Annotated in this window: 26 protein-coding genes; 15 read left to right on the top strand and 11 right to left on the bottom strand. The window is 71.6% G+C overall.

The features are described from left to right. The first annotated feature begins 2 nt into the window (after nucleotides 1-2). On the top strand, nucleotides 3-740 hold the full coding sequence (locus ACFO0C_RS36455) for a GntR family transcriptional regulator (protein WP_360335219.1): 738 nt from the start codon (nucleotides 3-5) through the stop codon (nucleotides 738-740). 6 nt (nucleotides 741-746) lie between these two features. Here ACFO0C_RS36455 and ACFO0C_RS36450 read toward each other — a convergent pair whose 3' ends face one another. Continuing rightward, the gene (locus tag ACFO0C_RS36450; protein ID WP_378071332.1) at nucleotides 747-1,268 is read right to left on the bottom strand and encodes a DUF4240 domain-containing protein; all 522 of its coding nucleotides are present in this window, start codon (nucleotides 1,266-1,268) and stop codon (nucleotides 747-749) included. 176 nt (nucleotides 1,269-1,444) lie between these two features. Between ACFO0C_RS36450 and ACFO0C_RS36445 the strand changes: the two genes are divergently transcribed. Beyond that, nucleotides 1,445-3,112: an alpha/beta hydrolase gene (locus tag ACFO0C_RS36445; protein ID WP_378071331.1), complete on the top strand. Its 1,668-nt coding sequence runs from the start codon at nucleotides 1,445-1,447 to the stop codon at nucleotides 3,110-3,112. Between the two features lie 234 nt (nucleotides 3,113-3,346). On the opposite strand, the gene ACFO0C_RS36440 is transcribed toward ACFO0C_RS36445, so the two are convergent. Next, nucleotides 3,347-4,600, bottom strand: coding sequence for a helix-turn-helix domain-containing protein (locus tag ACFO0C_RS36440; protein WP_378071330.1), 1,254 nt, complete (start codon nucleotides 4,598-4,600; stop codon nucleotides 3,347-3,349). Between the two features lie 240 nt (nucleotides 4,601-4,840). Here ACFO0C_RS36440 and ACFO0C_RS36435 point away from each other — a divergent pair, with 240 nt between their 5' ends. Next, nucleotides 4,841-5,512, top strand: a complete 672-nt coding sequence (locus ACFO0C_RS36435) for a phytanoyl-CoA dioxygenase family protein (protein ID WP_378071329.1) — start codon at nucleotides 4,841-4,843, stop codon at nucleotides 5,510-5,512. Nucleotides 5,513-5,541: 29 nt separating this feature from the next. Continuing rightward, nucleotides 5,542-6,045 carry a hypothetical protein gene (locus ACFO0C_RS36430; RefSeq protein WP_378071328.1) on the top strand — a complete coding sequence of 168 codons (504 nt, stop codon included), beginning with the start codon at nucleotides 5,542-5,544 and terminating at the stop codon, nucleotides 6,043-6,045. Between the two features lie 69 nt (nucleotides 6,046-6,114). Here the strand turns inward: ACFO0C_RS36430 and ACFO0C_RS36425 are convergent, their stop codons facing one another. Continuing rightward, nucleotides 6,115-7,380 carry an MFS transporter gene (locus ACFO0C_RS36425; protein WP_378071327.1) on the bottom strand — a complete coding sequence of 422 codons (1,266 nt, stop codon included), beginning with the start codon at nucleotides 7,378-7,380 and terminating at the stop codon, nucleotides 6,115-6,117. Between the two features lie 165 nt (nucleotides 7,381-7,545). Between ACFO0C_RS36425 and ACFO0C_RS36420 the strand changes: the two genes are divergently transcribed. The 3 genes from ACFO0C_RS36420 to ACFO0C_RS36410 all read left to right on the top strand — a co-directional run bounded on the left by ACFO0C_RS36420 (nucleotide 7,546) and on the right by ACFO0C_RS36410 (nucleotide 9,516). Further along, a complete protein-coding gene (locus ACFO0C_RS36420; RefSeq protein ID WP_378071326.1) occupies nucleotides 7,546-8,304 on the top strand; it encodes a methyltransferase domain-containing protein in 759 nt (252 codons plus the stop codon). A 31-nt stretch (nucleotides 8,305-8,335) separates the two neighbouring features. Then, nucleotides 8,336-8,479, top strand: a complete 144-nt coding sequence (locus tag ACFO0C_RS36415) for a hypothetical protein (protein ID WP_378071325.1) — start codon at nucleotides 8,336-8,338, stop codon at nucleotides 8,477-8,479. Nucleotides 8,480-8,640: 161 nt separating this feature from the next. After that, nucleotides 8,641-9,516 carry a bile acid:sodium symporter family protein gene (locus ACFO0C_RS36410; protein ID WP_378071324.1) on the top strand — a complete coding sequence of 292 codons (876 nt, stop codon included), beginning with the start codon at nucleotides 8,641-8,643 and terminating at the stop codon, nucleotides 9,514-9,516. Nucleotides 9,517-9,538: 22 nt separating this feature from the next. On the opposite strand, the gene ACFO0C_RS36405 is transcribed toward ACFO0C_RS36410, so the two are convergent. Continuing rightward, nucleotides 9,539-10,291, bottom strand: coding sequence for a DUF429 domain-containing protein (locus tag ACFO0C_RS36405; protein WP_378071323.1), 753 nt, complete (start codon nucleotides 10,289-10,291; stop codon nucleotides 9,539-9,541). A gap of 16 nt (nucleotides 10,292-10,307) precedes the next feature. Between ACFO0C_RS36405 and ACFO0C_RS36400 the strand changes: the two genes are divergently transcribed. The 5 genes from ACFO0C_RS36400 to ACFO0C_RS36380 are packed head-to-tail and all read left to right on the top strand — an operon-like array spanning nucleotide 10,308 to nucleotide 14,666. Then, nucleotides 10,308-11,264: an outer membrane protein assembly factor BamB family protein gene (locus ACFO0C_RS36400; protein ID WP_378071322.1), complete on the top strand. Its 957-nt coding sequence runs from the start codon at nucleotides 10,308-10,310 to the stop codon at nucleotides 11,262-11,264. Then, nucleotides 11,261-12,661: an FAD-dependent monooxygenase gene (locus ACFO0C_RS36395; RefSeq protein ID WP_378071321.1), complete on the top strand. Its 1,401-nt coding sequence runs from the start codon at nucleotides 11,261-11,263 to the stop codon at nucleotides 12,659-12,661. The genes ACFO0C_RS36400 and ACFO0C_RS36395 overlap by 4 nt, the downstream gene beginning before the upstream one ends. 18 nt (nucleotides 12,662-12,679) lie before the next feature. After that, a complete protein-coding gene (locus tag ACFO0C_RS36390; RefSeq protein ID WP_378071320.1) occupies nucleotides 12,680-13,177 on the top strand; it encodes an ArsR/SmtB family transcription factor in 498 nt (165 codons plus the stop codon). A gap of 20 nt (nucleotides 13,178-13,197) precedes the next feature. Next, the gene (locus tag ACFO0C_RS36385) at nucleotides 13,198-14,064 is read left to right on the top strand and encodes a M23 family metallopeptidase (protein WP_378071319.1); all 867 of its coding nucleotides are present in this window, start codon (nucleotides 13,198-13,200) and stop codon (nucleotides 14,062-14,064) included. Nucleotides 14,065-14,081: 17 nt separating this feature from the next. Continuing rightward, complete coding sequence (locus ACFO0C_RS36380) at nucleotides 14,082-14,666, top strand: DinB family protein (RefSeq protein WP_378071318.1); 585 nt, start codon at nucleotides 14,082-14,084, stop codon at nucleotides 14,664-14,666. Here the strand turns inward: ACFO0C_RS36380 and ACFO0C_RS36375 are convergent. Next, on the bottom strand, nucleotides 14,663-15,208 hold the full coding sequence (locus ACFO0C_RS36375; RefSeq protein ID WP_378071317.1) for a hypothetical protein: 546 nt from the start codon (nucleotides 15,206-15,208) through the stop codon (nucleotides 14,663-14,665). The two genes, ACFO0C_RS36380 and ACFO0C_RS36375, sit on opposite strands and share 4 nt — an antisense overlap. A 94-nt stretch (nucleotides 15,209-15,302) precedes the next feature. Here ACFO0C_RS36375 and ACFO0C_RS36370 point away from each other — a divergent pair, with 94 nt between their 5' ends. Continuing rightward, a complete protein-coding gene (locus ACFO0C_RS36370) occupies nucleotides 15,303-15,458 on the top strand; it encodes a hypothetical protein (RefSeq protein WP_378071316.1) in 156 nt (51 codons plus the stop codon). A gap of 46 nt (nucleotides 15,459-15,504) precedes the next feature. Here ACFO0C_RS36370 and ACFO0C_RS36365 read toward each other — a convergent pair whose 3' ends face one another. Further along, the gene (locus ACFO0C_RS36365; protein ID WP_378071315.1) at nucleotides 15,505-16,233 is read right to left on the bottom strand and encodes a VOC family protein; all 729 of its coding nucleotides are present in this window, start codon (nucleotides 16,231-16,233) and stop codon (nucleotides 15,505-15,507) included. Between the two features lie 36 nt (nucleotides 16,234-16,269). Here ACFO0C_RS36365 and ACFO0C_RS36360 point away from each other — a divergent pair, with 36 nt between their 5' ends. Further along, on the top strand, nucleotides 16,270-17,271 hold the full coding sequence (locus tag ACFO0C_RS36360; protein ID WP_378071314.1) for an FAD-dependent oxidoreductase: 1,002 nt from the start codon (nucleotides 16,270-16,272) through the stop codon (nucleotides 17,269-17,271). On the opposite strand, the gene ACFO0C_RS36355 is transcribed toward ACFO0C_RS36360, so the two are convergent. After that, the gene (locus ACFO0C_RS36355; RefSeq protein ID WP_378071313.1) at nucleotides 17,247-17,507 is read right to left on the bottom strand and encodes a hypothetical protein; all 261 of its coding nucleotides are present in this window, start codon (nucleotides 17,505-17,507) and stop codon (nucleotides 17,247-17,249) included. The genes ACFO0C_RS36360 and ACFO0C_RS36355 overlap by 25 nt on opposite strands. A 108-nt stretch (nucleotides 17,508-17,615) precedes the next feature. Beyond that, nucleotides 17,616-19,637, bottom strand: a complete 2,022-nt coding sequence (locus tag ACFO0C_RS36350; RefSeq protein ID WP_378071312.1) for an Hsp70 family protein — start codon at nucleotides 19,635-19,637, stop codon at nucleotides 17,616-17,618. Nucleotides 19,638-19,724: 87 nt separating this feature from the next. On the opposite strand from ACFO0C_RS36350, the gene ACFO0C_RS36345 reads away from it, so the two are divergent. Then, nucleotides 19,725-20,192, top strand: a complete 468-nt coding sequence (locus ACFO0C_RS36345; protein WP_378071311.1) for a hypothetical protein — start codon at nucleotides 19,725-19,727, stop codon at nucleotides 20,190-20,192. 17 nt (nucleotides 20,193-20,209) lie between these two features. Here the strand turns inward: ACFO0C_RS36345 and ACFO0C_RS36340 are convergent, their stop codons facing one another. From ACFO0C_RS36340 to ACFO0C_RS36330, 3 genes are read right to left on the bottom strand one after another with little or no spacing between them, the layout of a single operon-like run. Further along, nucleotides 20,210-21,679, bottom strand: coding sequence for a dynamin family protein (locus tag ACFO0C_RS36340; RefSeq protein WP_378071310.1), 1,470 nt, complete (start codon nucleotides 21,677-21,679; stop codon nucleotides 20,210-20,212). Beyond that, nucleotides 21,676-23,445, bottom strand: a complete 1,770-nt coding sequence (locus tag ACFO0C_RS36335) for a dynamin family protein (protein ID WP_378071309.1) — start codon at nucleotides 23,443-23,445, stop codon at nucleotides 21,676-21,678. Before ACFO0C_RS36335 ends, ACFO0C_RS36340 begins: the two co-directional genes overlap by 4 nt. Before the next feature lie 20 nt (nucleotides 23,446-23,465). After that, a complete protein-coding gene (locus tag ACFO0C_RS36330; protein ID WP_378071308.1) occupies nucleotides 23,466-24,575 on the bottom strand; it encodes a hypothetical protein in 1,110 nt (369 codons plus the stop codon). Between the last annotated feature and the right edge of the window lie 77 nt (nucleotides 24,576-24,652).

The following is a 24,652-nucleotide window of genomic DNA, read 5'->3' as shown; positions in this document are numbered from 1 at the left end:
CGATGCCCATGCCGCCTCTCGAGATCGACCGCACCAGCCCCGTCCCCATCTACTTCCAGCTCGGCCGACGCCTCGAGGAGGCGATCGACCGGGGCGAACTCGTCCCCGGCGAACGCCTGCCCACCGAGATCGAACTCGCCGAGACGCTGGACATCTCCCGCCCCACCATCCGCCGGGCCATCGAGGAACTCGTCAGCAAAGGGCTGCTCACCCGCAAACGCGGCGTCGGCACCCGGGTCACCGACGTGCAGGTCCGCCGCCGGGTGGCCCTGACCAGCCTCTACGACGACCTGGCCGCCGCCGGCCGGCAACCGCAGACCACGGTGCTGCGCTTCGACCGCGACTGCGTCGACCGGCACGCCGCCCGGATGCTCGGCCTGCCCGCCACCGAACGGCTCGTGCACTGCGAACGGCTGCGCCTGGCCGACGGGGTGCCGCTCGCCGTGCTGCGCAACTGGCTGCCACCGCGGTTCGCCGACCTGACCGTCGAGGCGCTCAACAACCGCAGCCTCTACCGGATGATGGCCGAGTGGAACGGGCGACCGGCCGTCGCCAAGCAGCGGATCACAGCGAAGGCGGCGACGCCGGCGCAGGCCCGGCTGCTCGACATCGGCCAGCACACACCGCTGATCAGCATGCAGCGCACGTCGTTCGACAGCACCGGCGCCACCGTCGAGTACTCCGACAACCTGTACCGGGCCGACCACTACGCCATCGAGGTGACCGTCTTCAACCGCTGACCGCCGTCAGAGCGGTCCACTGTCCGGGAACATCGCGTCGAGCCGGGGCAGCTCCCGGTCCTCACCCTCCGGTGTCACCGCCCGCTCGCCGCGCGGCAGGGCGACGGCGCCGTGGCGGCGCTCGTACTCATTGACGGCGGCGAACTCGAACTCCTCCCAGTCCGGCCACTCGTCGTCGGCCCACTCACTGTCGTCCCGGCCGGCCAGCCGCTGAATCTCCGGCCGCTCGGCGAGGTGATCGGGGTCGGCCACCACACGGTCGACGGCCTCGCGCCCCAGGCCGATCACCCATGCCCGGAAACGGCTGAAACTGTCGTCGCCACAGCCGTTGCGGATCAGGGCCGCGGCCTTCCACACGAGGTCGCCGCCGAGCCGGTCCATCTGGTCGTCGAAGTGCCCCTGGAAGGCGATCAGGTCCTCGTCGGACAGCGCGGCCAGCGACGCCGCGATCCGGGCGGCCCGCTCGTCGGGGTCGGTGCCCTCCCGCGCCGAATCCTCGACGATCGACCAGAAGTCCGTGAGCTCCACGAATCGCACACTACTCGACACCGGATGCCTCTCGAAGGCTCCCGGTTGACAGGTTTCGCGAATGTTGCGAGTGTGCGTTCGTCTTGTTTCTTGTTCGAACCCGTTCCGTTCGGGGGCACTCCATGTCATTGAAAGCTCGCGCTCTGCTGGGCACCCTACTCTTGACTCTTGGATCTGTGAACGTTCCCACATCGGCTCAGGCGGGCCCTCCGTCGACCGCCTGCGCCACCACCGGGTCGGTCGACTTCGGGGTGGATCTGGCCGGGGACGGCTGGAAGTTCACCACCGGCGACGATCCGGCGTGGTCGGATCCGTCCTTCGCCGACACCTCCTGGCGGGACTGGACCGTCCCGGACAACTGGGGGAACCACACCGACCTCAGCTCGTACGACGGCTTCGCCTGGTATCGCAAGACCTTCACGCTGCCGGAACGGCCGACCGGGGTCACCGACTCGGCCGTCGTCGCGGCGCTCGGCAAGATCGACGACGCGGATCAGGCGTTCCTCAACGGGCAGGAGATCGGGCGGACCGGGGGCTTCCCGCCCACCTTCGACTCCACCTGGGAGGTGCCGCGCGAGTACTACCCGGCCGACGGGCTGCTGCGGTGGGGCGCCACCAACGTCATCGCCGTGCGGGTCTACGACGGCACCGGTGGGGGCGGCTTCTACCAGGGACCCGTCGGGCTGTACTCCAAGGCGCGACTGCGTGCCCTGGCCGGCGACACCGGGAAGGCTGCCAGCCGTACCCAGTTGGCCCATGCCTGTGCCGTGCTGGACCGGCAGCACCGCGCCGTCGCCGCCGGCGACGTCCGCGGCTATGCCGCGACCCTGGCCGACGGCTTCCTCCACCAGGGCGACACCGCCGCCCGCCGGCTCGCCGAACTGAAGGACCTGCTCAAGGCCGGGAAGGTGACGCTGACCGACGCGCAGGCCGAAGTGTTCGTCGACAGTCAGGGCCGGCTCGTCGTCGACACCATCCGCACCTGGACCGGACTGCCGCCGACCCGCGAGCTGCTCTACATCGACCCGCGCAAAACGGTCGAACTCGGTGACCACTCGCGGTTCTTCCGCGACGACTACCAGTCGGCGGCGATGGGGCGGCGCGCGCAGTTCAACGTGTACCTGCCGAAGGCGTACACCCGCACCACCGCCCAGCGGTTCCCGGTCGTCTACATGCTGAACGGGTTCAACGGCAGCAACATCGAATGGGAGGCCCGCGACATCGACACCGTGCTCGACCGGCTGGGCGTCGAGGCGATCGTGGTGTTCCCGGACGGCGGCAGCGGCTGGTACGTCGACACGTCCGCCGGCAAGTACCGCACGATGATCGTGGACGAGATCGTGCCGCTGGTCGACCGCTCCTACCGGACCGTCGCCGACCGTGACCACCGTGGGATCAGCGGCGTGTCGATGGGCGGGCAGGGGGCGTTCACGCTCGGGTTGAACAACCCCGGCGTGTTCAGCTCGATCGCCAGCCACATGGGCGCGCTGAGCCTGCCGCCGCTCGTCGGCACCTCCGCCGAACAGGCCGCCAACGCCGGGCTCCGGCCCCTGACCCTGGTCGCCGGGATGTCGGCGGCCGACCTGAACCGGCACCGGTACTACTTCGACGGCGGCGACTCCGACGACTACCGGTTCGGGGCGGCGGCCCAGCAGATGAGCACGGCACTGGCGGCGAAGGGGGTGCGGCACGACTACCAGCTGGGCGCCGGGCGGCACGACGACGCCTACTGGATGCCGAAGCTGGACCGCTCGTTCGGCCTGCACGCCGAGCAGTTCGCGGCACACCCGGTGAAGCAGCCACGCGAGCCGAAGCCGGTCAAGTCACCGTACGTCTGGCCGTGACACCCGGCCTGGGGTCTCCCGCCGCTCACCCGGGCGGGGGACCCCAGACGGGCAGGCCCAGCGCTTCCGCCGCGGTTTCCCGGACATCCGGCTCGGGGTCGTCCAGCAGCCGTCCCACCTCCGGGCTGCCGAGCTGCCCCAGCGTCTGGCGGCCCTGGTCACGCAGGTGTGCACCTCGCCGAAACCCGCACACCGTTGCGCCATGATGCCAGCGTTGACCTGCGAAAGCCCGCTTCAGGCGGAAATGAGAGCCGCACCGAGCGACCGACCGGCTGTCGACTGGCGCACGTTGTCGGGCACGCTGTTGAACAGCTCGACTGCGCGCCGCCGGACAAGACCTGCCCGGAACCGGTCCGGCGCCTGGTCGAACGCCTCGACCGCAGCCTCGCACGCGCCGAACGGATCGCCGTCCCGGCGGACACACACCGCCCCATCCAGCAGCAGCAGCGTCCGCGTCATGCTCATCCGGGTCGACAACGCGATGCCGGCCAGCTGAGCCTCCCTCGCCGCCGCGGTATTCGTCATCGACGTGAGCGCCTGTGACCGATGCACGTGGTGTTTCTGCTCGCAGTAGCCCAGCCAGGTATCCGCCGACTCCCCGTGCGACAGCAGGCCGGCGATACGGTCGGCGGCCCGTAGCGCCTGGTCAGCCTCCTCGTGCTGGCCGGTGAGCGCGTACGCCCGCGCGGCCACCGACGCGGCGAGCGCGGCCGCAGCCGTCTCTCCGCTACCTGCCTCCCGCCGGGCCTCGGCAGCGAGCTTGGCCGCGACACGCGGCGCCCCGTAGTTGAGCGGCACCATCGCCCGCCGGGCCTGTACCCACGCAACCGTCTGCCGGTCCGTCGACCGGCGCGCAACCTTCACCGCTGTGACAAACCACTGCTCGGCGAGTTCATGGCGGCCCATGTCGTGCAGCACGATCGCCGCCATACCGCCCAGCTGCGCGACCGCCCGGGCCAGATCCTTGCCGACCGCCGTGGTGTGTTTGAGCTTCATCAACGGAGCGACCTCTTTGAGCCTTCCGGCCAGCAGGCCGAGCATCTCCTCCGGGGCTCTACCGCGATAGCCGGCGCTGTACCGCTCGGCGGCCGCCTCGACATCGGTCACGTCCTCCACGCCGGCGTAGGCCAGCGCAGCCTCGGTCTCGTCACGCGCGGCACTGATCCCGGCCAGTGGAAGGACCAGGCCCGCGGTGAGCAGGTCTCGACGGTTCACGGCGCTCATCTCCCTTCCGGAGTCGGCCGGCGGAGTGAGCTCCCATGGTCTCTCAGTCAGGCCCACCATCCAACCCGGGATTTGCAGACCGTCCGCGATGCGCTCGACGGTCTCGATTCGTGGGTTCGGGTAGGTGCCCCGCTTCACGTAGTCGCTGATCCGGTCAGCCTTCAGCCCGGTCGCCTCGTCCAGCTCATTCCAGGAGATTCCGTGTCGGTGCGCGGCGGCGAAAACCGGCGCGAACTCGCGGCACCGTAGCGCGTCGACGACCACCGGATCGGTCAGCAGCTGCTCGGGCAGCGGTCGTACGGTCGCACGCTCCACAGTGCCCCCAGATTGACGGGTGCTTGGGTGCGCGAATCGTAAACCCGCTGGTAGATCGACATCCACCCCCCTCATGGGTACCCCCGTCAGGAGGGTATCCGCGGCCCCCTCCCCGGATCGACAGTGGATTTCATCGATAGCTGATCGGTGCGGGGCCGACCCCGCGGCAGGCAGAGAGGGGCAGTCTCCATGATCACCACGGCGGGCAGACTCGGGACGTCCGGCTTCCACACCGGGTTGCAGTGGGCGGCACCCGGCGAGGCGATCCGGATCGGCCAGCAGGTCGCCGGGAACGGCGACGTCGTCAAGGCCCCCTGGCTGAGCCTGCCGGAGATCGCGGTCCTCGTCCGCCGCCCGGTCATCGTCAACGCGGTCGCCGACCTGATCGGCCCCGACATCGCCCTGGAGGGCGGCTTCCTGTTGACGAAGCGGCCCGCCGCTGACTTCCGCGTGCCGTGGCACCAGGACGGTGTCGGCGCCGACATGGAGCTGGACCCCGAACGGTCGGTGACCGTGTGGATGGCGTTGACCGCCGCGACCGCCGGGAACGGCGCGCTGCGCGTCATCCCCGGCTCCCACAGACACGGCTACCTGCCCACCCGCCGAGAAGACCCGCACGGCGGCCAACGCGGCCGCGCCCTCACCACCGATGTACCTGCGGGGAGCCCCGAGCCTGTCGTGGTGCCGCTGGCCGCCGGCGAGGCCATGGCGATGGATGTCCGGCTGTTGCACTCCAGCCCGCCGAACACCTCCGCCCAGCCCCGGATCGGCCTGAACCTGCGCTACGTCGCCCCCGACGCGGTGACCCGCCGTGACGGCCAAGAGCCCCAGCTGTACCCGATCGCCGGACCCAGCTGGTAAGTCCCACACCGAGCAAGGAGGAACGAACCATGAGCGTGCTCGAATCCATCCTGTCCGGCCCCACACCGCTGACCCGCATTCAGGTGCTCACGGGCGAGAGCAGCGACCCGGCCCGCCGCGGCGACAAGACGGTCGTCGCGTTCAGTGACTGCCGCTACCGGTGCGACGACTTCGCCACCCTGGTCGCCTGCGTCGAGGCGATCAAGGAGTCCGACGACAAGCTCCGGGCCCGTCCTGAGGAACTTATGCTGTGGGACTGGGACAACACGTACGTCCAGTTCGACAACCCGGAAGACCCGCGCTCGGGTGGCGGCATCGTGCTCCTCGGCGTCGCCTGGTACGACCGGGAGTTCTTCACCGAACGCGGCGGCGCCGGCTTCTCCCGGATGCACCGAAAGGTTTACGAGATGATCGGCGTCCCGCCAGAGGCCATCACCATCGAGCACCTCCTGCGCGCCGACGTCGCCCAGTTCACGCCCACCGAGCACGCCCCAGACTCGCCGGCCGCGCTCACGGCCGGCGCGACGATCTGAGAACCGCGCCGCCCCCACAGGATCCGCCCGTCTCGTACTCCGGTGCGGGGCGGGCGGCCCCCGTTCAGGTCAGGATGCGCGGCCGCCGACCGGCTCGGCCCGTGCGAACTCCGGCACCGTCACCCACCGGCGCCCTACAAGGGCCGTCACCGCGGCGGTCACCAGCAGCAGCACGCCGGCCCCGGCGAACGCGGTGGCCGGCGCCGCATCGACCGTCATCGGAAGGGTCAGCATGCCGACCGTGCCCGCGGTCCGGATCACCGTCTGGTCGACGGTGATCAGCCGCAGCCGCTCCTGCTTGCCGAACTCCGACAGCCGGGTCCGCAACGTGACCGCGGCGGCCGGGGTGGCCAGCCCGGCGATGAACCCGACGGCCAACACGACCGGCATCGACGGTGCGATCCCGTACCCGAACAACGTCAGCCCGGCCACCGCCCACGCCCCGCAGTACACCGTCAGCCAGTGCCCGAGCGCCAGGTTGCCGATCAGCAGATTCCCGGCCAGCGCCCCGGCACCGACCGCCGCCAGCGCGAGCCCGTATCCGGCGGCGCCCTGGCCGAGCTGGACCGCAAGCAGCGCGGGCAGGCCGACCGCAGACACCGCCGCGACGAAGAACCCCATCCCGTGCAGGCCGACGCCGAGAGCTACGTCCGGGTGGCGACGCAGCACCGGCCACGCAGCGGCCGCCGGCTCCTCGACCGCCGGCGCGGCGGCCGGCCCCGACGCGGCCACCCGGGCGGTACGGCGGGCGTGGGCGTGCAACCACCACATCGCCACCGCCGACACGGCGAACGTCACCCCGTCCAGGGCGAACAGCTGCACCTCGGAAACGGCCAGCAGAATCAGGCCGACCGCGCCGGGCCCAGCGATCGCCACAATCCGGGTCGTCAGGTCCAGCAGCCCGATCATCTGCCGCACCTGGCCCGGCTCGACCAGGTCCGGCACCAGGGCGCCCAGGTTCGGACCGAACAACGCCCCCAGCGTGCCGAGCACGAAGATCAGCGCCAGCAGCACCGCCAGGCCGCCGCCGTCCGGCGACCACAGAAACGGCAGCGCGCACGCCGCTGCGGCCCGGCCGGCGTCCAGCCAGCCGAGCGCCCGGTACGAGGAGAACCGGGTGACCAGGTCCCGGCCGAACGTACCGATCAGGATGTACGGAATCGACTCGACCACCGCGGCGACACCCATCCACGTCGCCGAGCCGGTCGACTCGTACACCACCCACATCACCGCAAGCCCGTACAGCCGGTCGCCGAGCACGCTCATCGCCGCCGACGACCACAGCACCAGCACCGAACGCTTCCGCAGCAGTTGCAGGTAACCCACGGGCGCCATACCTCACAAGATCGGGCGATCACGGACCGGGCAAAGCAATCCCCGGCCGCGAGCGATCCGCGGACCAGGGCACCGCGGAAAACTAGCGGCTTCCGGCCGTCCGCAGGGCCCCTGACACACGTCCGGCGGAACCTGTCACCCATCCGCGCACGTGAAAGGTGATCAATGGACGGCAACGGTCATTTTGCTCAGCAGGCCGACCACTGGAACAGGTGGGCACCCCACTACGACGCCGACTCCGCCGGCCACCTCGACCCCGCCCCAGCGGTGCACTTCCTGCACGACCTGGCCGGCGACGGCCCCGCCCTCGAACTCGGCATCGGCTCCGGCCGGATCGCCCTGCCCCTGGCCGAACGCGGCACTCCGGTCTGCGGCATCGACGCGTCCCCCGACATGATCGCAGTCCTGCAACACCAGCGCGGCGCCCTGCCCGTCGACGCCCGGATCGCCGACATGGCCGACTTCCGCGCGCCAGCACCGTTCCCCTTCCCTCTGGTCTACGTCGCGGCAAGCACCTTCTACCTACTCGGCAGCGCGGAACGGCAACTGGCCTGCCTCAATGCCGTCTCTGCCGTCCTGGCCGGCGACGGCCGGTTCGTCATCGAGGCCGCTCTGCCGCACGCCGTCACGGGCAATGGCCAACAGGTGATAGTCCGCCACGTCGACGACGACCACGTCCGGGTGACCCTGCAAACCCACGAAGCCGCAAAGCAATTGGTGGCGTCGCAGGAGATCCGTCTCAGCACAGACGGCACCTGGCGGATGTTGCCGTCGCTCAAGCGATACGTGCCCCTACCCGAACTCGACCTGATGGCCCGGCTCGCCGGCCTCGACCTGATCGCCCGCTACGGCGGCTGGGACCGCAGACCCCTCGCGGCCGCCAGCACCCGACACGTCTCCGTCTACCGCCCGATCGCCAGGTGACCCGAACGGGCCCGCGTGCTACCCGGGCTGCATGGCTGACACCGGCGCCCCCACGGTCCTCGCCCGCCGCGTGAAGTTCTACCGCCCCCGGATCTTCGACGCGTCCGCACTGGTCTCCCTGTTCGACGGCTACCCCGAGCTGATGCTGCTCCTTCAGGACGCCGCCGAAGGCTAGGTGAACGTCGCCGTGCCGGCGGTTGTGATCGCCGAGGCGCAGGCCGTCATGGAGGCTGCCCACCTGGACGGCGAGCCGGACGACCGCGTTGACCATCGTCACCGTGTCATTCTCCAGGTCAGACCCCTTCCTCACGCCTTCGCGCCGGGGCAGAATGCGGCATGGACTCGACATTGACCACCGTCGGGCTGCCCATCGCCCTCGGCATCATCATGCTCGGACTCGGGCTCGGACTCACCGTGGCCGACTTCCGTCGTGTCGTGCAATATCCCAAACCGGCCCTCATCGCCCTGGTCTGCCAGGCGTTGCTGCTCCCGGCGATCTGCTTCGGCCTGGTCGTCGCGCTCGACCTGCGTCCCGAACTCGCCGTCGGCATGATGCTGCTCGCGGCGTCGCCCGGCGGCACCACCGCCAACCTGTACAGCCACCTCTTCGGCGGGCACGTGGCCCTCAACGTGACGCTGACCGCGGTCAACTCGGTCCTGGCCGTCGTCACCCTGCCGGTGATCGTCAACCTGTCGGCGGCACACTTCCTCGCCGACGGTGCCTCGATCGGCCTGCAGTTCGACAAGGTGCTCCAGGTCTTCGCGATCGTGCTGGTCCCGGTGGCCATCGGGATGGCGCTACGGGCCCGCAACCAGGGCCTCGCCGACCGTCTCGCCCGCCCGGTCAAGGTCCTGTCGGTGGTCGTGCTGGTCGCGGTGATCGCCGGGACGGTCCTGAAGGAGTGGGACAACATCGCCGACTACATCGTCGCCGTCGGTGTAGCGGTCCTGATCTTCAACGTGGTGAGCCTGGCCGTCGGGTACGGCGCGCCCCGCCTCGCCGGAGTCGGCCGCCGCGAGTCGATCGCCGCCGGCATGGAGATCGGCATCCACAACAGCACCCTGGCGATCACCGTCGCGGTGAGCCCCGCCCTGCTGAACAGCACGGAGATGGCGATCCCGGCCGCCGTCTACGGCATCCTGATGTTCTTCACGGCGGCCGCGTTCGGCTATCTGGCCACCCGGCGACAGGAGGCCCCGGTGGCGGCATGAGCCACCGCCGTCGGCCATCTGGTCACCCCGGTGACGGCATGAGCCCGTCGAGTGCCACGGTCGGCAGGGCGATCCAGCCCTCGCGCCGGGCCGCACCGAGCTGGTCCGGTGCCGGCCCGGCGGTGAGTCCGCACGCGGCGGCGCGGGCCGTCAGCGCCGCGACGACGGCGTCGAGGACGTGGTCACTGCGCACGCAGCGATCGGCGAACGCCCCGAGGTCCAGCCACGGCGCGGCGGCACGCAGCTGATCGACGAGCTCGATGCGGGCGGCGAGCTGGGCGGTGCCCTTGTAGCCGTTCCACGGCAGTCCCCAGATCCTCAGGGACGCCGCCGGATAGACCTCGACCACCGGACCGGCGCCGCTGCGGTCGACCGGCCGGCCCTCCGCGGCGAGACGGGACTGGAGGTGCGCGCACCGCAGCGCCGCGTGCCCGATCTTGTCGGCGGCGACGCTCAACGGCACGATGGGGGGCACCGTGGCCCGGACGATCTCGTCGGTGTGCCGCCAGGCTAGACCGCGCCGCCATGCCTTGTCACCGCTCGCGGTCTCGGCGGCGCCGTCCTGATGGGCGGTCACATACCTGACGAAGGCGTCCGGCCAGCCCAGCGGGCAGTCCACGCCGGTCTTGCCGGCCGCCCGGACGGCCGCGAGCACCGCGTCGTCACCGGCGGGCAGGATCACGTCCTCCACCCGCGCGGACGCCGCGGACCAGCGCACGACGGCGACCGCCGTCCCGGCCCGTTCGGCCGCGAGATCGACACCTGCTGTCAGCACACGCCACGATAACCGGATGGCGGGTTTCGAGATCGTGTGGTCGCGGCGGTTGCATCTGCGGTCGTCAGCGGCCGCGGCGGCGGACGGCTCACTCGTGGTCGCGGAACGGCACTCACGCCTGGTCCGGCTGGACGCGGGCGACGGCGAGGTCCGGTGGGAGCAACGGGTCGAGGACTGCTGGGGCACCGTCGTCATCGCGGGGGCGCACTGCCTGTACCTGAGCCAGTCCGGGGTGCTGCACTGCCTGGCGATGGACGACGGGCGGCCCCTGTGGTCGGTTCGCGGGCCGGCGTTCCGGCGTCACGTCGCGGTCAGCGGCGGCACGGTGTTCGCCGGCGGCTGGCGCGGATACCACCCGCTGGTCGGGTTCGCTCTCGCCGACGGCCGGCGTGTGCCGGGCGAGACGACCGGCGATCTCGCTCCCCCACTGCCACTTCCCGGCGCGGATGCGGTGCTGGTCGCCGATGCGAAGCAGGCCCTGCTGCTGATGACGGGCGCGGTCGAGGCCACCTGGGAGCTACCGGAGCCGGTTCTGTTCGCCGACGCCGGCGAGGCTTTCCGGGTCGCCGTGGACGGGCGGGTGGTGTTCGTCTGTGGCCGCAGGACGGTCATGGCAATGGTTCCGGGCGGCGCGGTGGATGTGCTGTGGCGGCACTCCCGCGACCTCCGACCGATCCCGCCGATGCTCCATGACCGCACCCTGTGGCTGGTCGACGACCAGGGCATCGCCGTCGTCGACCTGGCCGGTGGCACGGTCACCGGCGTGGCGCGGTCCCGAGCCCGGGCGGCCGCTCTGATCGGCGGCGCACCGGTGTTCGGGTTCGCCGACGGTTCGCTGGCCGGCGCCGACGGACCGGCCGCGCGGAGGTTGCCACGTGTCGAGCGGCTCCTGAGCGGTGAACGGGGCCTGATCCATGCCATCGGGAAAGGACACGTCGTGACGGTCGTGAACCCTTCGGAGGTCCGGCGATGACCACGACGCGGGCCGAGGTGGTCATCGTGGGGATGGGTCCGGTGGGGGCGCTGCTGGCGGCTCTGCTCGGTGGCCGGGGTGTGGCGACCGTGGTGGTCGAGGCGCAGGAGCGGCCCTACCCGAAGCCCCGGGCGGCGGTGCTCGACGCCGAGGCGTTGCGGGCGTTGGGGCTGGTGGAGGGCCTGCCGCCGGTCGAGGGGTGGGCGACTCCGGTGGCCCGCAACGGGGTGGTCGCGCGGGACGGGCGGCCCCTGCTCATGATCGAGCAGACCGGGCGGGCCCACGGCTATCCGGGACTGGCCCGGCTCGACCAGCCGGCGCTGGAGGCCGGTCTGCGGGCCGCTGCCGAGGCGACCGGGCAGGTGCGCATCCTCGCCGGACGCACGGTCACCGGTGTGGAGCAGCGGGACGACGAGGTCACGGCCGTCCTCGACGACGGACAGCGGGTCGCCGGTCGGTGGCTGGTCGGCTGCGACGGCGTCGGGAGCACCGTCCGGACCACTGCCGGAATGGGTTTCTCCGGTACGACGTACCCCCAGAGCTGGCTCGTGGTCGACGCCGTAGGCGGAGATGTCGAAGGCGGGCCGAGTGTCGCCTTCGTGGCCGACGAGACACGCCCGTGCGTGGTCATGTCGCAACCCGGCCGGTGGCGGTGGGAGTGGATGCTGCTGCCCGGCGAGGATCCGCGGGTCATGACGGCCGACGAGTCGGTGCGGCGGCTGGTCGGCGAGTGGGCCGACCCGGACGGGCTGCGGATCGAGCGGGCCACGGTGTTCACCTTCCACGCCCGGATGGCCGACCGCTGGCGGGCCGGCCGGATTCTGCTGGCCGGGGACGCCGCGCACGCGATGCCACCGTTCGCCGGCGCGGGTCTCGGCATGGGCGTCCGGGACGCGGTCACGCTGGCCTGGCGGCTGGCCGACGCGATCGCCGGCGACACCGGGCCGCTGGACGCCTACGAACGGGACCGGCGGCCCGACGTCGAACGGACCACGGCGCTGGCGCTGCGGATCGGCCGGATCGTGCAGAGCCGCAACCGTACGGTCATGCGCCTGACCCGCGGTGTGTTGCGTGTCCTGGCCGCCCTGCCCGGTATCGGGCGGGCGGGCAGCCGGTCCCCTCTCGTGCGCCCGGCGCTGCCCAATCCGCGGGTGAGTGTCGCCGGTGGGCCGCCGGTGCCGCTGGACGGGGTGATCGGCTACCGGTGGGCCTTCATCGGCCACGGATGCGACCCGCGTGACGTCGCCGCCGCGATCCCGGACGGCGCGGTGCTGCTGGCCCTGGACCACCCGGACCCCGCGCCGGGTTGCCTGCCGATCACCGACCTCGACGGCCTGCTGTCCGGGCGTGCCGGGACGGTCACGGTGGCCCGACCCGATCATTTCGTAATTACGTAATTACGTTATAGTGGAGAGGTGAGTGACACCGACCGCCTCGACGCGCTCGAACGACGTGTGGCCGAGCTGGAGAAGAGGTTCGAGACCCGCCCCGCCACCGACCAGACCGGCACGGATCTGTTCTGGGCACTCGACGGCCTGGTCGACCGGGTGCCGGAGCCCGGCGCCGTGCTGCTCACCGGCCACGTGACACTGCCCGACGGCCGTGCCGCCCGCTGGCAGGAGAGCGGCGGCACCGGCGAGCTGCTCGACAGCGACTGGGCGCAGCAGGTCACGGCGCTCGCCGCCCTCGCCCACCCGGCGCGGATCCGGCTGCTGCAACGGGTCCTGCACGGTGCCGGCACCGCCCACGACCTGATGCGGGTCGACGGCATGGGCACCAGCGGGCAGGTCTACCACCACCTGCGGCAGCTCGTCGCCGCCGGCTGGCTGCACGCCCTCGGCGCGGGCCGCTACGAGGTGCCCGCCGCCCGCGTGGTCCCCCTGCTCGCCATCATGGTCGGAGCCCGCCGATGAGACATCACGGGAGCACGGCGATGACACATCACGGGAGTTCGGCGATCAAACGCATGATCGCTCGCTGGCAGACGCTGTGGCTGCGCCTGTTCGTCCTGGCCGTCGTCGTCTCGCTGGTCCTTCCGCCGCTCCCCTGGCTGGTCGACCTGCCGGTCAAGGCGGCGCTGCTGCTGCTCGCCTTCGTCCGCCCGCCCCGCTCGGCGTCACCGCCGGTCGAGCTCGGGCCGCCGGTGCGCGGGCGGTGGGTCGCGCTCAACAGCCCCGGCACCGGCACGCCGAGCCACGGGGTCAGGGCCTACGGGCAGATGTATGCCGTGGACCTGCTCCAGCCCTCCCCCGACGCCCCCGACAGCATCAGCTGGTCGCCGCGCACCCGCGCGCCCGGGTCCTATCCGTGTTTCGGCCGGCCGGTCCTGGCCATGGCCGCGGGGACGGTGGTGCGGGTCGCCTCCTGGCAGCGCGATCACCGCAGCCGTGACACGTGGCCGTCGCTGCTCTGGATGATGACGGCCGAGGCGTTCGTCCGGGAGCTCGGCGGCGTCTCGTGGATCCTCGGCAACCACGTGATCGTCCGGCACGACGACGGGACCTTCGCGGCGTACGCCCATCTGCGCCGCAGATCGGCGAAGGTCCGCACGGGAGACCGCGTCACGGCCGGTCAGCAGCTGGCCGAGGTGGGCAACAGCGGCAACACCTCCGAGCCGCACCTGCACGTCCAACTGATGGACGACCCGCGCCCGACCGCCGCCGCCGGCATCCCGATGCGCTGGCCGGATCTGGCGTTCGAGGACGAGAAGGACCCACGCTGGTCCACCGGCGACCCGAAACCCACGGCGCTCGCCGGATTCCCGGAGAACGGGCGGCTCTTCGACGCCGGGGTGCGGTAGGCACCTATCGTCCGGGCATGACTTCCTACGATCCCAAAGCCGACCTCCACCGCTACCTCGGCACGGCCCGGCAGGCACTGCTGTGGAAGGTCGAGGGCCTTTCCGAGTACGACGCCCGCCGCCCCCTGACCACCACCGGCACCAACCTGCTGGGCCTGGTCAAACACGCGGCCGGCGTGGAGAGCGGCTACTTCGGTGTGACGTTCGGGCGCCCGTTCCCCGAGCCGCTGCCGTGGATGGAGGACGCCGCCGAGGACAACGCCGACATGTGGGCGACCGCCGACGAGTCCCGCGAGGACATCATCGCCCTCTACCGCCGGGTGTGGGCCCACGCCGACGCCACCATCGAGGCCCTCGGCCTGGACACTGTCGGCCGGGTCCCGTGGTGGCCGGAGGACCTGGACAACCACACCCTGCACCGCATCCTCGTCCACGTGATCGCCGAGACCCACCGGCACGCCGGTCACGCCGACATCGTCCGTGAACTCGTCGACGGCGCGGCCGGAGCGCACGCCCACAACAGCAACATGCCCGCCGCCGACACCGCGTGGTGGTCCGCCTACCGCACCCGCGTCGAGGAGACCGCCGAGCGGTTCCGCTAGGCGGCCCGCTGGCCGTAGGCGATGAAGTCGCGGACCCGGCGGACGTCCGGGACCTCCCACAGGATCAGGGTCCCGGACGGCTCGGCGGACCAGACGCTCCAGCCGCTGCGGCGCCCGCTGTCGAAGATGTCGCCCACCCCGGGGAACGCGCCGAAGGCGAGGCTCCCGGATCCGTCCGGCCGCTCGGTGATCACCGGTGGCGGCAACGACCGGAGGTAGGCGGTGGTCAACTTTCCGCCGGTCACGCCACCCCGGACGACGACCCGGCTGTCGGTGACCGTATAGACGGTCCGCCGCGAGGCGACGGCCCGCACCACGAACCGGGCCACCGCCATGTAGATGCCGAGCACCGCGAACAGCAAACCGAACAACGGAAAGCCGCCGGAGCCGCCGGACCGCGCCGTGATCAGCCAGATCATCGAGAATCCGAACCACACGAGACTGAACGGCACCAGCGCGGCATCGGCCTTGCGGAAGAGCCGGTGACGCACCGGGCGGCCCTCCCAGAGGACCCGCTCGCCGGGCAGAAGATAGGACTCCACCTCTGCATCGTGGCCGCCCTGCGCAACCTGGTTTAACGCTCCGCACGGTGGGGGTACTGCGTCGCCGCCTTGCCCCCCACATCGAGGAGCCGACATGTCCATCCAGGGACTCTTCTACATCGTCGCCGTCATCCTGCTCGTCCTGGCGGCGCTGCCGATCAGCACCGGCCGGATCAGCCTGGGCCTGCTCGGGGCCGCGTTCGCGCTGCTCGGCTACTCCTGGGACACCATCACCGGCGCGGTGAACTGACGTCCGGACGCCGGACGCCGGCCTCCGACCGGAGGCCGGCACCGCGTCAGTGAGCGAGCACGCAGAACTCGTTGCCCTCCGGATCGGCCAGGACCGTCCACGGCACATCCCCCTGGCCGACGTCCGCGTCCCGCGCGCCGAGACCCCGGAGCCGGGTGAGATCAAAACCGTCGCTCCGGTACGGCAGCAGGTCCAGATGTAGCCGTTTGCGGCCGCTGCGCGTACCCGATGATCGAAGGAATTCCAGAAAGGGCCCGGTCCCCCGAGCCGGACGCAGCCGCGTGAGGTCCTCGTCGGCTTCGCACACGGTCCAGCCGGTCGCCGCACCCCAGAATCGGGCCATGGCCCGCGGATCCGCGCAGTCGACGACGATCGCCGCGATCGGCCCGGTGTCCCGGTAGATTTCGCGCGGCTCCAGCACGCAGAAGACGTTGCCCTCGGGATCGGCCAGAACCGTCCACGGGACGTCCCCCTGACCGACGTCGGCCGGCGCCGCCCCGAGATCGATCAGCCGGGCGACCAGGGCGGCCTGCTGCTCCACCGAACCGGTGGCGAGATCGAGGTGTATCCGGCCGGTCACGGCCGCCGGATCCGGAACCGCGATGAAGTCGAGACACAACGCGTCCGGGTCGGGCCAGGTGAATCCTTCGGGCCCGACAGCGGTCGTCCCCGGCCTCTCGGTGAACACGTCCCAGCCGAGCGCCGCCGCCCAGAACCGCCCGAGGGCCGCCGGATCCCCCGCCTTGACGTTGACCATCGCGAGCCTCAGCGCCATGCCGCCGATCATAGGCGCGGCCTAGAGTCTGACCGTATGGGCAGGGTGACGGTGGTGGGGGCCGGGGTCGTCGGGCTGAGTGCGGCCCATGAGCTGGCCCGCGGCGGGCATCAGGTGAGCGTCGTGGCGGACCGGGAGGCGACCGACAGCGTCTCCGGGGTGGCGGCGGCCATCTGGTTCCCGCACGACGTGGACCATTCGGGGGACGTGCTGGAGTCGGCGGCCGTCACCTACCGGCGGCTGGCGGAGCTGGCCCGCGATCCGCGGACCGGGGTGCGCCTGCGGGCCGGGACGGTGATGTCGCGGCGGGACGACGTGGACACCTCGTGGACGCGGGCGGTGCCGCACACCGAGCCGGTCGCGGCGGGCGTGCTGCCGGACGGGGCGTCGGGGATCCGGTGCACGGTTCCGCTGGTGGAGACCGGTGTCTACCTGCGGTGGTTGCGGGAGGCGACGGCCGCGCGCGGGGTGGTGTTCCGGACCGCCGGGTTCGGGTCGGTCGGCGACGTGCTGCGGCACGACGACGGTGACGTGCTGGTGGTCGCGGCCGGTCTGCGTTCGGCGGCGCTGTTCGGTGACGACGACGTGAGCTTCCCGATCCGGGGGCAGGTGGTGCGCCTGGCCAACCCGGGGCTCACCGAGTGGATCACCGATGACGACAACCCGGGCGGGCTCACCTACGTGGTGCCGCGCCGCGACGACGTGGTCTGCGGCGGGACCGGCGATGTCGGCTCGTGGGACGAGCGGGTCGACCCGGAGGTGGAGGCGGCGATCCTGCGGCGGGTGACCGAGCTGGTCCCGGAGCTGGCCGGGCAGCCGGTGCTGTCGCGGGCGACCGGGTTGCGGCCGGGTCGGGCCGGCGTGCGGGTGGAGGCGGTCGCCGGGTACGACCGTCCGGTGTACGCCTGCTACGGCCACGGTGGCGCCGGTTTCACGCTGTCGTGGGGCGACGCGGCCCGCATCGCCGCCATGGTCGGGCCCGGCACCTTTCGCGGCACCGGGCCCGGCGAGGATCAGTACGAGGCCGAGGCGTCGTAGCCGAACAGGCCCAGCGCTCCGGTCAGCACCATCGCGATCGCCACCCCGACGCAGATCAGGATGGCGAACCCGATCAGTGTGATCACCAGGGTCCGGCTGAGGGTCACGATGGTGTAGACCAGCGACTGCCACAGGGTCGGGTACGTGATCGGGCTGACCTTGAACCGATCGCCCGGTGCCAGCACCCCCCAGCGCTCGTCGGACCGACCCTCGCTCTGCCGATTCGTCGTCGTCATGATGTCGCCTCCTTTGGCCACAACACCCCTTGGGATGCCGGAACCATCGGCAGGGAACGGGCGTCGATGACGGGACCTTCGGCCTGTTTCGAGGGTCCTCCGGACGACCTACTTCCGGGTGATGGGCACGCAGTTGCCGGTCCGGTAGGTGTCGTCGGCGTCGGGTACGAGACCGTGACCGGCGAGCGCGATGCGGGCGCAGACCTTCGGGTTGTCGGCGATCGCACGGGTGTAGCGCTTGTCGCCGGTGTCCAGGACCGACGGCTGGCGATCCTCGACGTACCACTGGCCCTGGTCGCTCTTCGGGGCGTGCGAACCCATGTCGTGGTCGGCCGGGTAGGTGCCGTCACCGCCGTAGATGTGCAGGTGGTAACCGCCGCTGACGTCCGGGGTGGAGCCGGCCCAGTCGACGTCGTAGTCGATGGTGAGCTTGCCGTCCTCGACGACGGCCGAGGTCAGGCACACCCAGCGGGTGTTGGCCCGGATCTCGTCGGTGCACTGTTCGTCGGCGGGTGGCGCGGACGAGACCGCGACGCTGGGTGACGGGGAGGCGCCCTGGCCGGTCAGCTGGCCGGCGGGGTCGTCGCCGAACCGGTACTGGGCGTACGCGACTCCCGCCGCCACCAGGACGGCGGCGAGGGCGGCGCCGATGATCGCGAAGACGCGGCGGCGGTTGCCGCGACCTCGGCCCGGCGGCGGGTTTCCGGTACCCGGCAGCGGCACGGACGGAGGCCGCGTCCCCGGACGGGCCGACGCACGAGCGGCCACCGGGGAGGGCGGAGCCGGCCGCGCGGGCGGCAGGTAGGTCGTCGCCGCCGCCGCGTTCGAGGGTCGGGCGGGTGGCACACTGACCGACCGGGAAGACATGGGCGGACCGGCGTGCGACGGCGCGGTGTCCAGAGGGGCGGCACTCACCGGCGCAGGGGCGACGCCGGCGGAGCCCAAGGCAGCGGGCGCGGACCGGGACTGCGGAACGGCGGGCGCGCTGGGCGCAGGCCGCGGCGGCGGGGTGGCGGGGGCGGATCGCGGCGGGACGGCCCGACCCGCGGCCGGTCCGCGGCTCTGGGTGGGGGTTCCGCTGGCCAGCCACGACGCGCCGAGCGCGACGGCGTGTTTGGGGTGCGCGTCGACGGCCACCGGCCGGTTGAACTCGGCCGCCACCAGCTGGGCGACGATCGGCATCCGTGACGAGCCGCCGACGAGCAGGATCGAGTGCAGCTCCTCGGGGGTGCGACCGGCCGAGCGGATGGCCCGTTTCAGTGCCTCGACCGATCCGTGCAGCGCCGGGCGGACCATCGCCTCGAATTCGGCGCGGGTCAGCCGTACCTCCGTGGCGAAGTTGGGGAGCAGCACCGGGATGGTGGTGTCGGTGTCGGAGGACAGTGCCTCCTTGGCATTGACGCACTCCTCCCGGAGCCGGGCGACGGCGGCGACGGCCGTCGTGTCGTCCTCGTCGAGTTCGGCCAGCCTGCCACCGATGGCCGCCTGGACGTGGCTGAACACCGCAGCGTCGAAGTCGATGCCGCCGAGCCGTTCGATGCCCTCCGGACGGCCGAGGATCTCGAAACCGATCCCGGTCTTGCGCAGCACCGCCGCGTCGAACGTGCCGCCGCCGAGGTCGTAGACGGCGACGATCGCGCCCGGATCGATGCGCTGCTGCTGGGCGTAGCTGACCGCGGCGGCCTCGGGTTCGGTGGTGTAGAGGACCGGCCCGTCCAGGTCGGCCATCCGCACGGCCTGGCGCATCAGGTCGGTCTTGTACGGACCCCAGTTCGCCGGATAGGACACGCAGATCGACGACGGTTTGCCGCCCTCACGTGCGGTGACCTGGTCGGCGACGGCGCGCAGCAGGCGGGCGGCGAGCGCCTCGGCCGACTGCGGGACACCACCGAGCAGGATCGGTGTGGTGTCGCCCATGCGCCGCTTGAACTCGCGGGCGACCCGGTGCGGTTCGGTGAGGCCGCGCCGGCTGGCCGCCTCCCCGGTCAGGAACGTCTCGTCCTCGCGCAGCAGCACCACCGACGGGATGGCGGCACTGCGGCTGCCGAGCGGGACGATCTCGGCGTGCCCGTCACGCCATGTGGCGGCGGCGGTGTAGGTGGTGCCGAGGTCAATGCCTAGTGCGTACATCGCCACTTTCTCCACATCGTCGGGTTGGGGGTTGCCGCGGGGGTTTCCCCGAGGCTCGGGTGCCGGGTGAGCTCATAAGGTGGAGGCATGGAACCCCTCCGCGACGTTTTCGCCGGACTCGCCGGAAACGGCGGTGACCCGGGCGACTTCCTGCGGGACCTGCCGGCCGACCTGGTCGCCGAGGCGGTGGTCAGCTACGCCGACACCGCGCCGCTGGAGGTCGCCGAGCATCTGGCGCCCTTCGTCGCCGCGCGGTTCGACGAGAGCGATGCGAGCGAGACGTGGCTGGACCTGCTGGCCTCCGCGCCGGTCGAGGAGGAGGCCTCCGGCCCCGAAGACCTCGGATTCGGTACGGGCTACGGAACGGCAGTGGACGACATGACGCGGTTCGACGTCCACGATGACGGGATCGACATCGGCCTCGGCGACCCGGCCACGCCCGCCGCCGAGCACGGGCTCGACGATCTGGGTGGGGACGACCTGGACGGGGACTGGCCGGAGTTCGGTGACGACGACGCGGACGACGACGACCCCGACGACGCCCTGCTCGGCTGACACCGACGCCGGCGCGCTCATCGCCGCTGGTCCAGCCGGGCGAGCATGCCCTCACAGGAACGGATCGCGATCCGGGCCGCCACGGTCATCTCGTAGGAGGTCAGCGGGTTCTCGGCCCGGCGCTGCCAGCGGGCCAGCGCCTGCCGCGCGGTCGCGGACTGTTCGGCGGGGGCGGCGTCGGGCGGCAGGTCGAGGCGTTCACTGGTGGCGTTGCCGGAGCCGCCGATCAGGCGTTCCAGGTCGGCCACCACGTCCGGTCTACCGGTGATCCAGCCCGCGCGCAGGCTGGACAGCACGCGCAGCTCGTTGAACGGGTGCGCGGACGCCATGATCTCCTCGACCGCCGCGGCCACCGCCTCGCCGCCGGGGCGGGGGCGGGCACGGGTGATGTCGGCCAGCGCGAGCAGCGCCGACCGGGACTTGAGGATGTCGCGGCGCTCCAGGAACAGACTGCCGATGATGTCGCGGAGCTGGGTCAGGCCACTGCGGTCGGCCAGCTCCTTCGACAGCGCCGAGGCGGTCGTGGCGACCTCACGTCGAAGCAGGGTGCTCGTCAGCCGTACGCCGAAAAGTCCGAAACGGGTCAGCAACGCCGCGCGTTCCAGATCGGTGAGGCCCAGCTCGGGCATGGCCGACGCGAAGCGGTCGGCGGAGAGCAGTAGTTCCTCGGCCTGTTTCACCGGCAGCGCGGCGACCTTCCGCAGCTGGGCGACCTCGATCTCGGTGAGCGTCACGGCGGTCTCGGCGAGCAGGCCGGCCACCGGGACCACGGATTGGACGAGCCGCCGCACGTTGGCGTCGGTGCCGAGCCGGGCGGCGATGCGGCGGGCCGAGGCCATCGAGTCGGGCCGGCCGGCGCCGATCTCGTCGGCCCGGGACAGTACGCCGATCGCGTTGACCGGGCTGGGCCGGGAGACCTCGGTGTCGTGGAAGGCGCGCAGGAACTCGATGTCGCCCGGGTGCAGGTGCCGCAACAGGTAGACGACCGCGTCGGCGGGTGTCTCCTCGTCGTCGGGGACGAGCAGGTCCCAGGTGTGGCGCGAGTTCTGGTCGGAGAGCGACCCGATGCCGGGCGTGTCGATCAGGGTGAGGGTGCGCAGCGCCTGTGCCGGCCAGGTGACGGTGAGCTGCTCGATCGTGGCGGCGTCGAGGCCGTCCAGGTCGACGGTGACCGGCCCGTCGTCACGGGTGAAGCGCAGTGTCCGCGGTTGACCGTTCCGGATCAGTGCCTGGACCTGGTAGGCGTGGCCGTCGCGGTACCAGGTGACGATGCGGGTGCACTCGCCCGCGTCGGTCGGCGCGAGGCGCTCCCCGACCAGGGCGTTGAGCAGCGTGGACTTGCCGGCCTTGACGCGCCCGGCGACGGCGACGCGCAGTGGGGCGTCGAGCCGGTCGCGGACGGCGGTGAGACGGGCGGCGTCGGCGGTGCCGCGGTAGACGGTGATGGCCTGGCCGAGGACGTCGCGGGTGCGGTCGGAGAGGCTCACTTCGCCACCGCCTCGGCGCGCTGGCGCAGCTGCTGGACGCGGGCGAGTTCGGCATCCACGTCCTTGAGCCGTCTCTCCCGGTCGGACTGGCTGCGTTTGGCGGCGTCGGAGGCGCTGGCCAGGGCCTGGGCGTTGGCCCGGTTGAGTTCCTCGGCGAGGCCGCTGTAGTGGTCGCGCAACTGCCGCTGCACCCGCCGCAGGGTGTCGCGGGAGTCCTTGTTCGCCACGAAGCTGACCTCGTCGCAGTAGCGCCGGATCGCGTTGCGTGCCTCCCCGCGGCGCTTCTGGATCTGGCGTTTCTTCTCGTCGCGGAGTCCGCGGTGGCCCATCACGAGGCCGATGCCGATGCCGATCGGCCCCAGCGAGACGCCGATCATGCTGCCCAGGATGATGAACATCAGCGCGCCGCCGTAGGCACTCTTCAACGCGACCATGGCCTGCTTGGTGATCCGCATCCGCTCCAGGTCGATCTTGTGCTGGAAGTCGGCGACGGTGGCCATCGGGGTCGGGTCGGTCACCGACGGCCTGCGCATGATCATCGTGGACGCCTCGTGGAAGTGGTCGCCGACCCGCAGCCCCAGCTCACTGGCCCGGCCGCGGAGGAACTCGTAGTTCGCGAGCAGCTCGTTGGCCATCCGCGACTGCATCCACGCCTCCATCTCCGGCCACGTGTCGGCCGGGTCGCCGGCCTCGATCGCGGTGTCCGCCTCGGCGATCACCACACGGACGCGGGCGCGCAGATCGTGGTCGATGTCGGAGGTGAGGTCGGTGACGCCGTCGTTGAGGGTCTGGTTCCACTTGGCGGCCGCGCTCTTCAGCGCCTCGACCCGGTCCTTCACTCCGGTCAGCTCACGGACCACGCGGGCCGCGGCCTCCGGGTCGGCCAGGGCGTCCCGTTCGGCCTGGAAGCGGCCGCCCAACTGGTCGCAGAGGGCCAGGACCTCGGCCGCCGCGTCCTTGACCAGGCGGTCGGCGGCCGACCCCCCGATCCGGTCGGTGAGGAACCTGACCAGACCGGTGAAGCCGGACTCGGCGTTGAGGGCGGTGTCGTTCGCCTTCACCGCCCGCGAGCGCAGCGTCGACGACACCGGCATCAGCGGCATCGGGCAGTGGGTGGCCAGGTGCCGCTCGTTGAGCTCCTGGATACGGCGCCACGCCGGATAGAAGTCGGTCTTCGTGACGACGCACGCCACCACCGGGCAGAGCGCGCGGGCCCGCTGCAGGAAGTCGACCTCGCTGCGGGTCAGCTCCTGCGCGGCGCCCGTCACGAACAGGACCGCGTCGGCCATCGACACGGCGGCCAGGCTGGCCGCGGCGTGCGGCGAACCCAGTCCGCCGACGCCGGGGGTGTCGACCAGGACCAGGCCGCCGGCGAGGATCTTGCGGGGGAGGCGGACCTCGACACCCGACACCCGGTCGCCGTCACTGTTCTCCAGCACGTGCTTCCGGACGTCGGCCACCGGGATCGGCTCGCGGCGGCCCGGCTCGTACAGCAGGGCCGCCTCGGGTTTCAGACCATGCCGCACGTAGGTCGGGACCGCCGTGGCCACGTCGTCGTCGACCGCACAGACGGTCGCGCCGACCAGGGCGTTGACCAGGGAACTCTTACCCTGTTTGAATTCGCCGGCGACGACCACGTGCAGGACCGGGTCGGCGAGGGACTCCTTGACGGCGGTCAGCCGGGCGGCCGTGTCGGGGCGGTCGTACGCCGTACAGGCTCGCAGTGCCAGCTCGATGACGGCGACCGCCTTCGCGACGTCGGCCACGGGTTCCTCCTGGTGGGTGTTCAGGCGCCGATGACGGTGTCGTCGCCGCTGACGATGCTGTCGTCGATGTCGGTGTCGACGTTGGTCGTGTCGATGTCGGTGACGGTGGTGTCGTTGTCGTTGACCGTCGTGTCGTTGTCGTTGATCGTGGTGTCGTCGTCGGACACCGTGGTGACGGTCGTGTCGTTGTCCTCGTTGTTGCCCTTGGCGTCGCCGTCACCGGCCGAGATGGCCGAGCCGTCGTCCACGGTGTTGCCGGAGACGTTGGTGGCGTCGCCCTCGCCGAAGGTCACGGCACTGTCCTCGATCTCGGCGTCCGGCAGATTCGCCACGTCGCCGTCCCCGAAGTTGAACACCGACTCGTCGGCGCCCCCGTCGACCTGCGCGGTCTGGTTGCCGTCGCCGACCACGGCGTCGTCCAGCTCGTCGGCCACGATCCCGGTGTTGACACCGGTGTTGACCGCCCCCGAGATGTCGTCGCCGGCCTGCACGGCACCGTCACCGGTGTTGGCCTGGCCGAAGTTGTCGCCGTCGATGACCTGCGCGCCGTCGCCGGACGCCGAGTTGACGTCCCCGTCGATCACGGTCGAACCGTCGCCGGTGGCCGCGTTGACGTCGCCGTCCCCGCTGTTCGCCACGGCGCCGTCACCGGTGGCCGCGTTCACGTCGTCCCCGCCGGCCACCGCGCCGTCACCGGACGCGCTGACGTTGGACGCGTCGATGTCACCGAAGACGTTGCCGTCGACGTCCAGGTCGAAGCTGTTGTCGGTGACGTTGGTGACGTCCAGGTCCAGGTTCTGGGTGATCGTCTCGTCGCCCTCGTAGGTGGCGTAGGTGACGTAGTTGAGGTGCTGCACGACGTGCTCGACCGACGGCGACCCACCCGAGGCCGGCGGCGGCGTGGAACCGGAGTGGCTGTGCAGTGCGGTCCGGGCCTCGGCCGGGACCCCGGGGTCGGCGGCGGCGGAACCGACGACGGCGGAGACGTCCACGCCGGACAGGTCGACGTCGGTGACGCCCTCGGCGGTCAGGGTGCCGGTGGGGTCCTCGGCGTACCGGGCGGCGAACTCCCGGTCGGACATCAGGTTGACGATGAATTCCCTCAACAGTTCGGTGGCACTGGCGGTCATTTCTCTCTCCTCGCTCGGTGTGGCGTCCCGTTCCTTCACCCGGGCACGGCACCAGCGTGCGACCCGCAACCCGGTCC

This window comes from Actinoplanes subglobosus, from assembly GCF_042650585.1.
Lineage (GTDB): Bacteria > Actinomycetota > Actinomycetes > Mycobacteriales > Micromonosporaceae > Actinoplanes > Actinoplanes subglobosus.
This window is presented reverse-complemented; position numbering and strand designations above follow the sequence as displayed.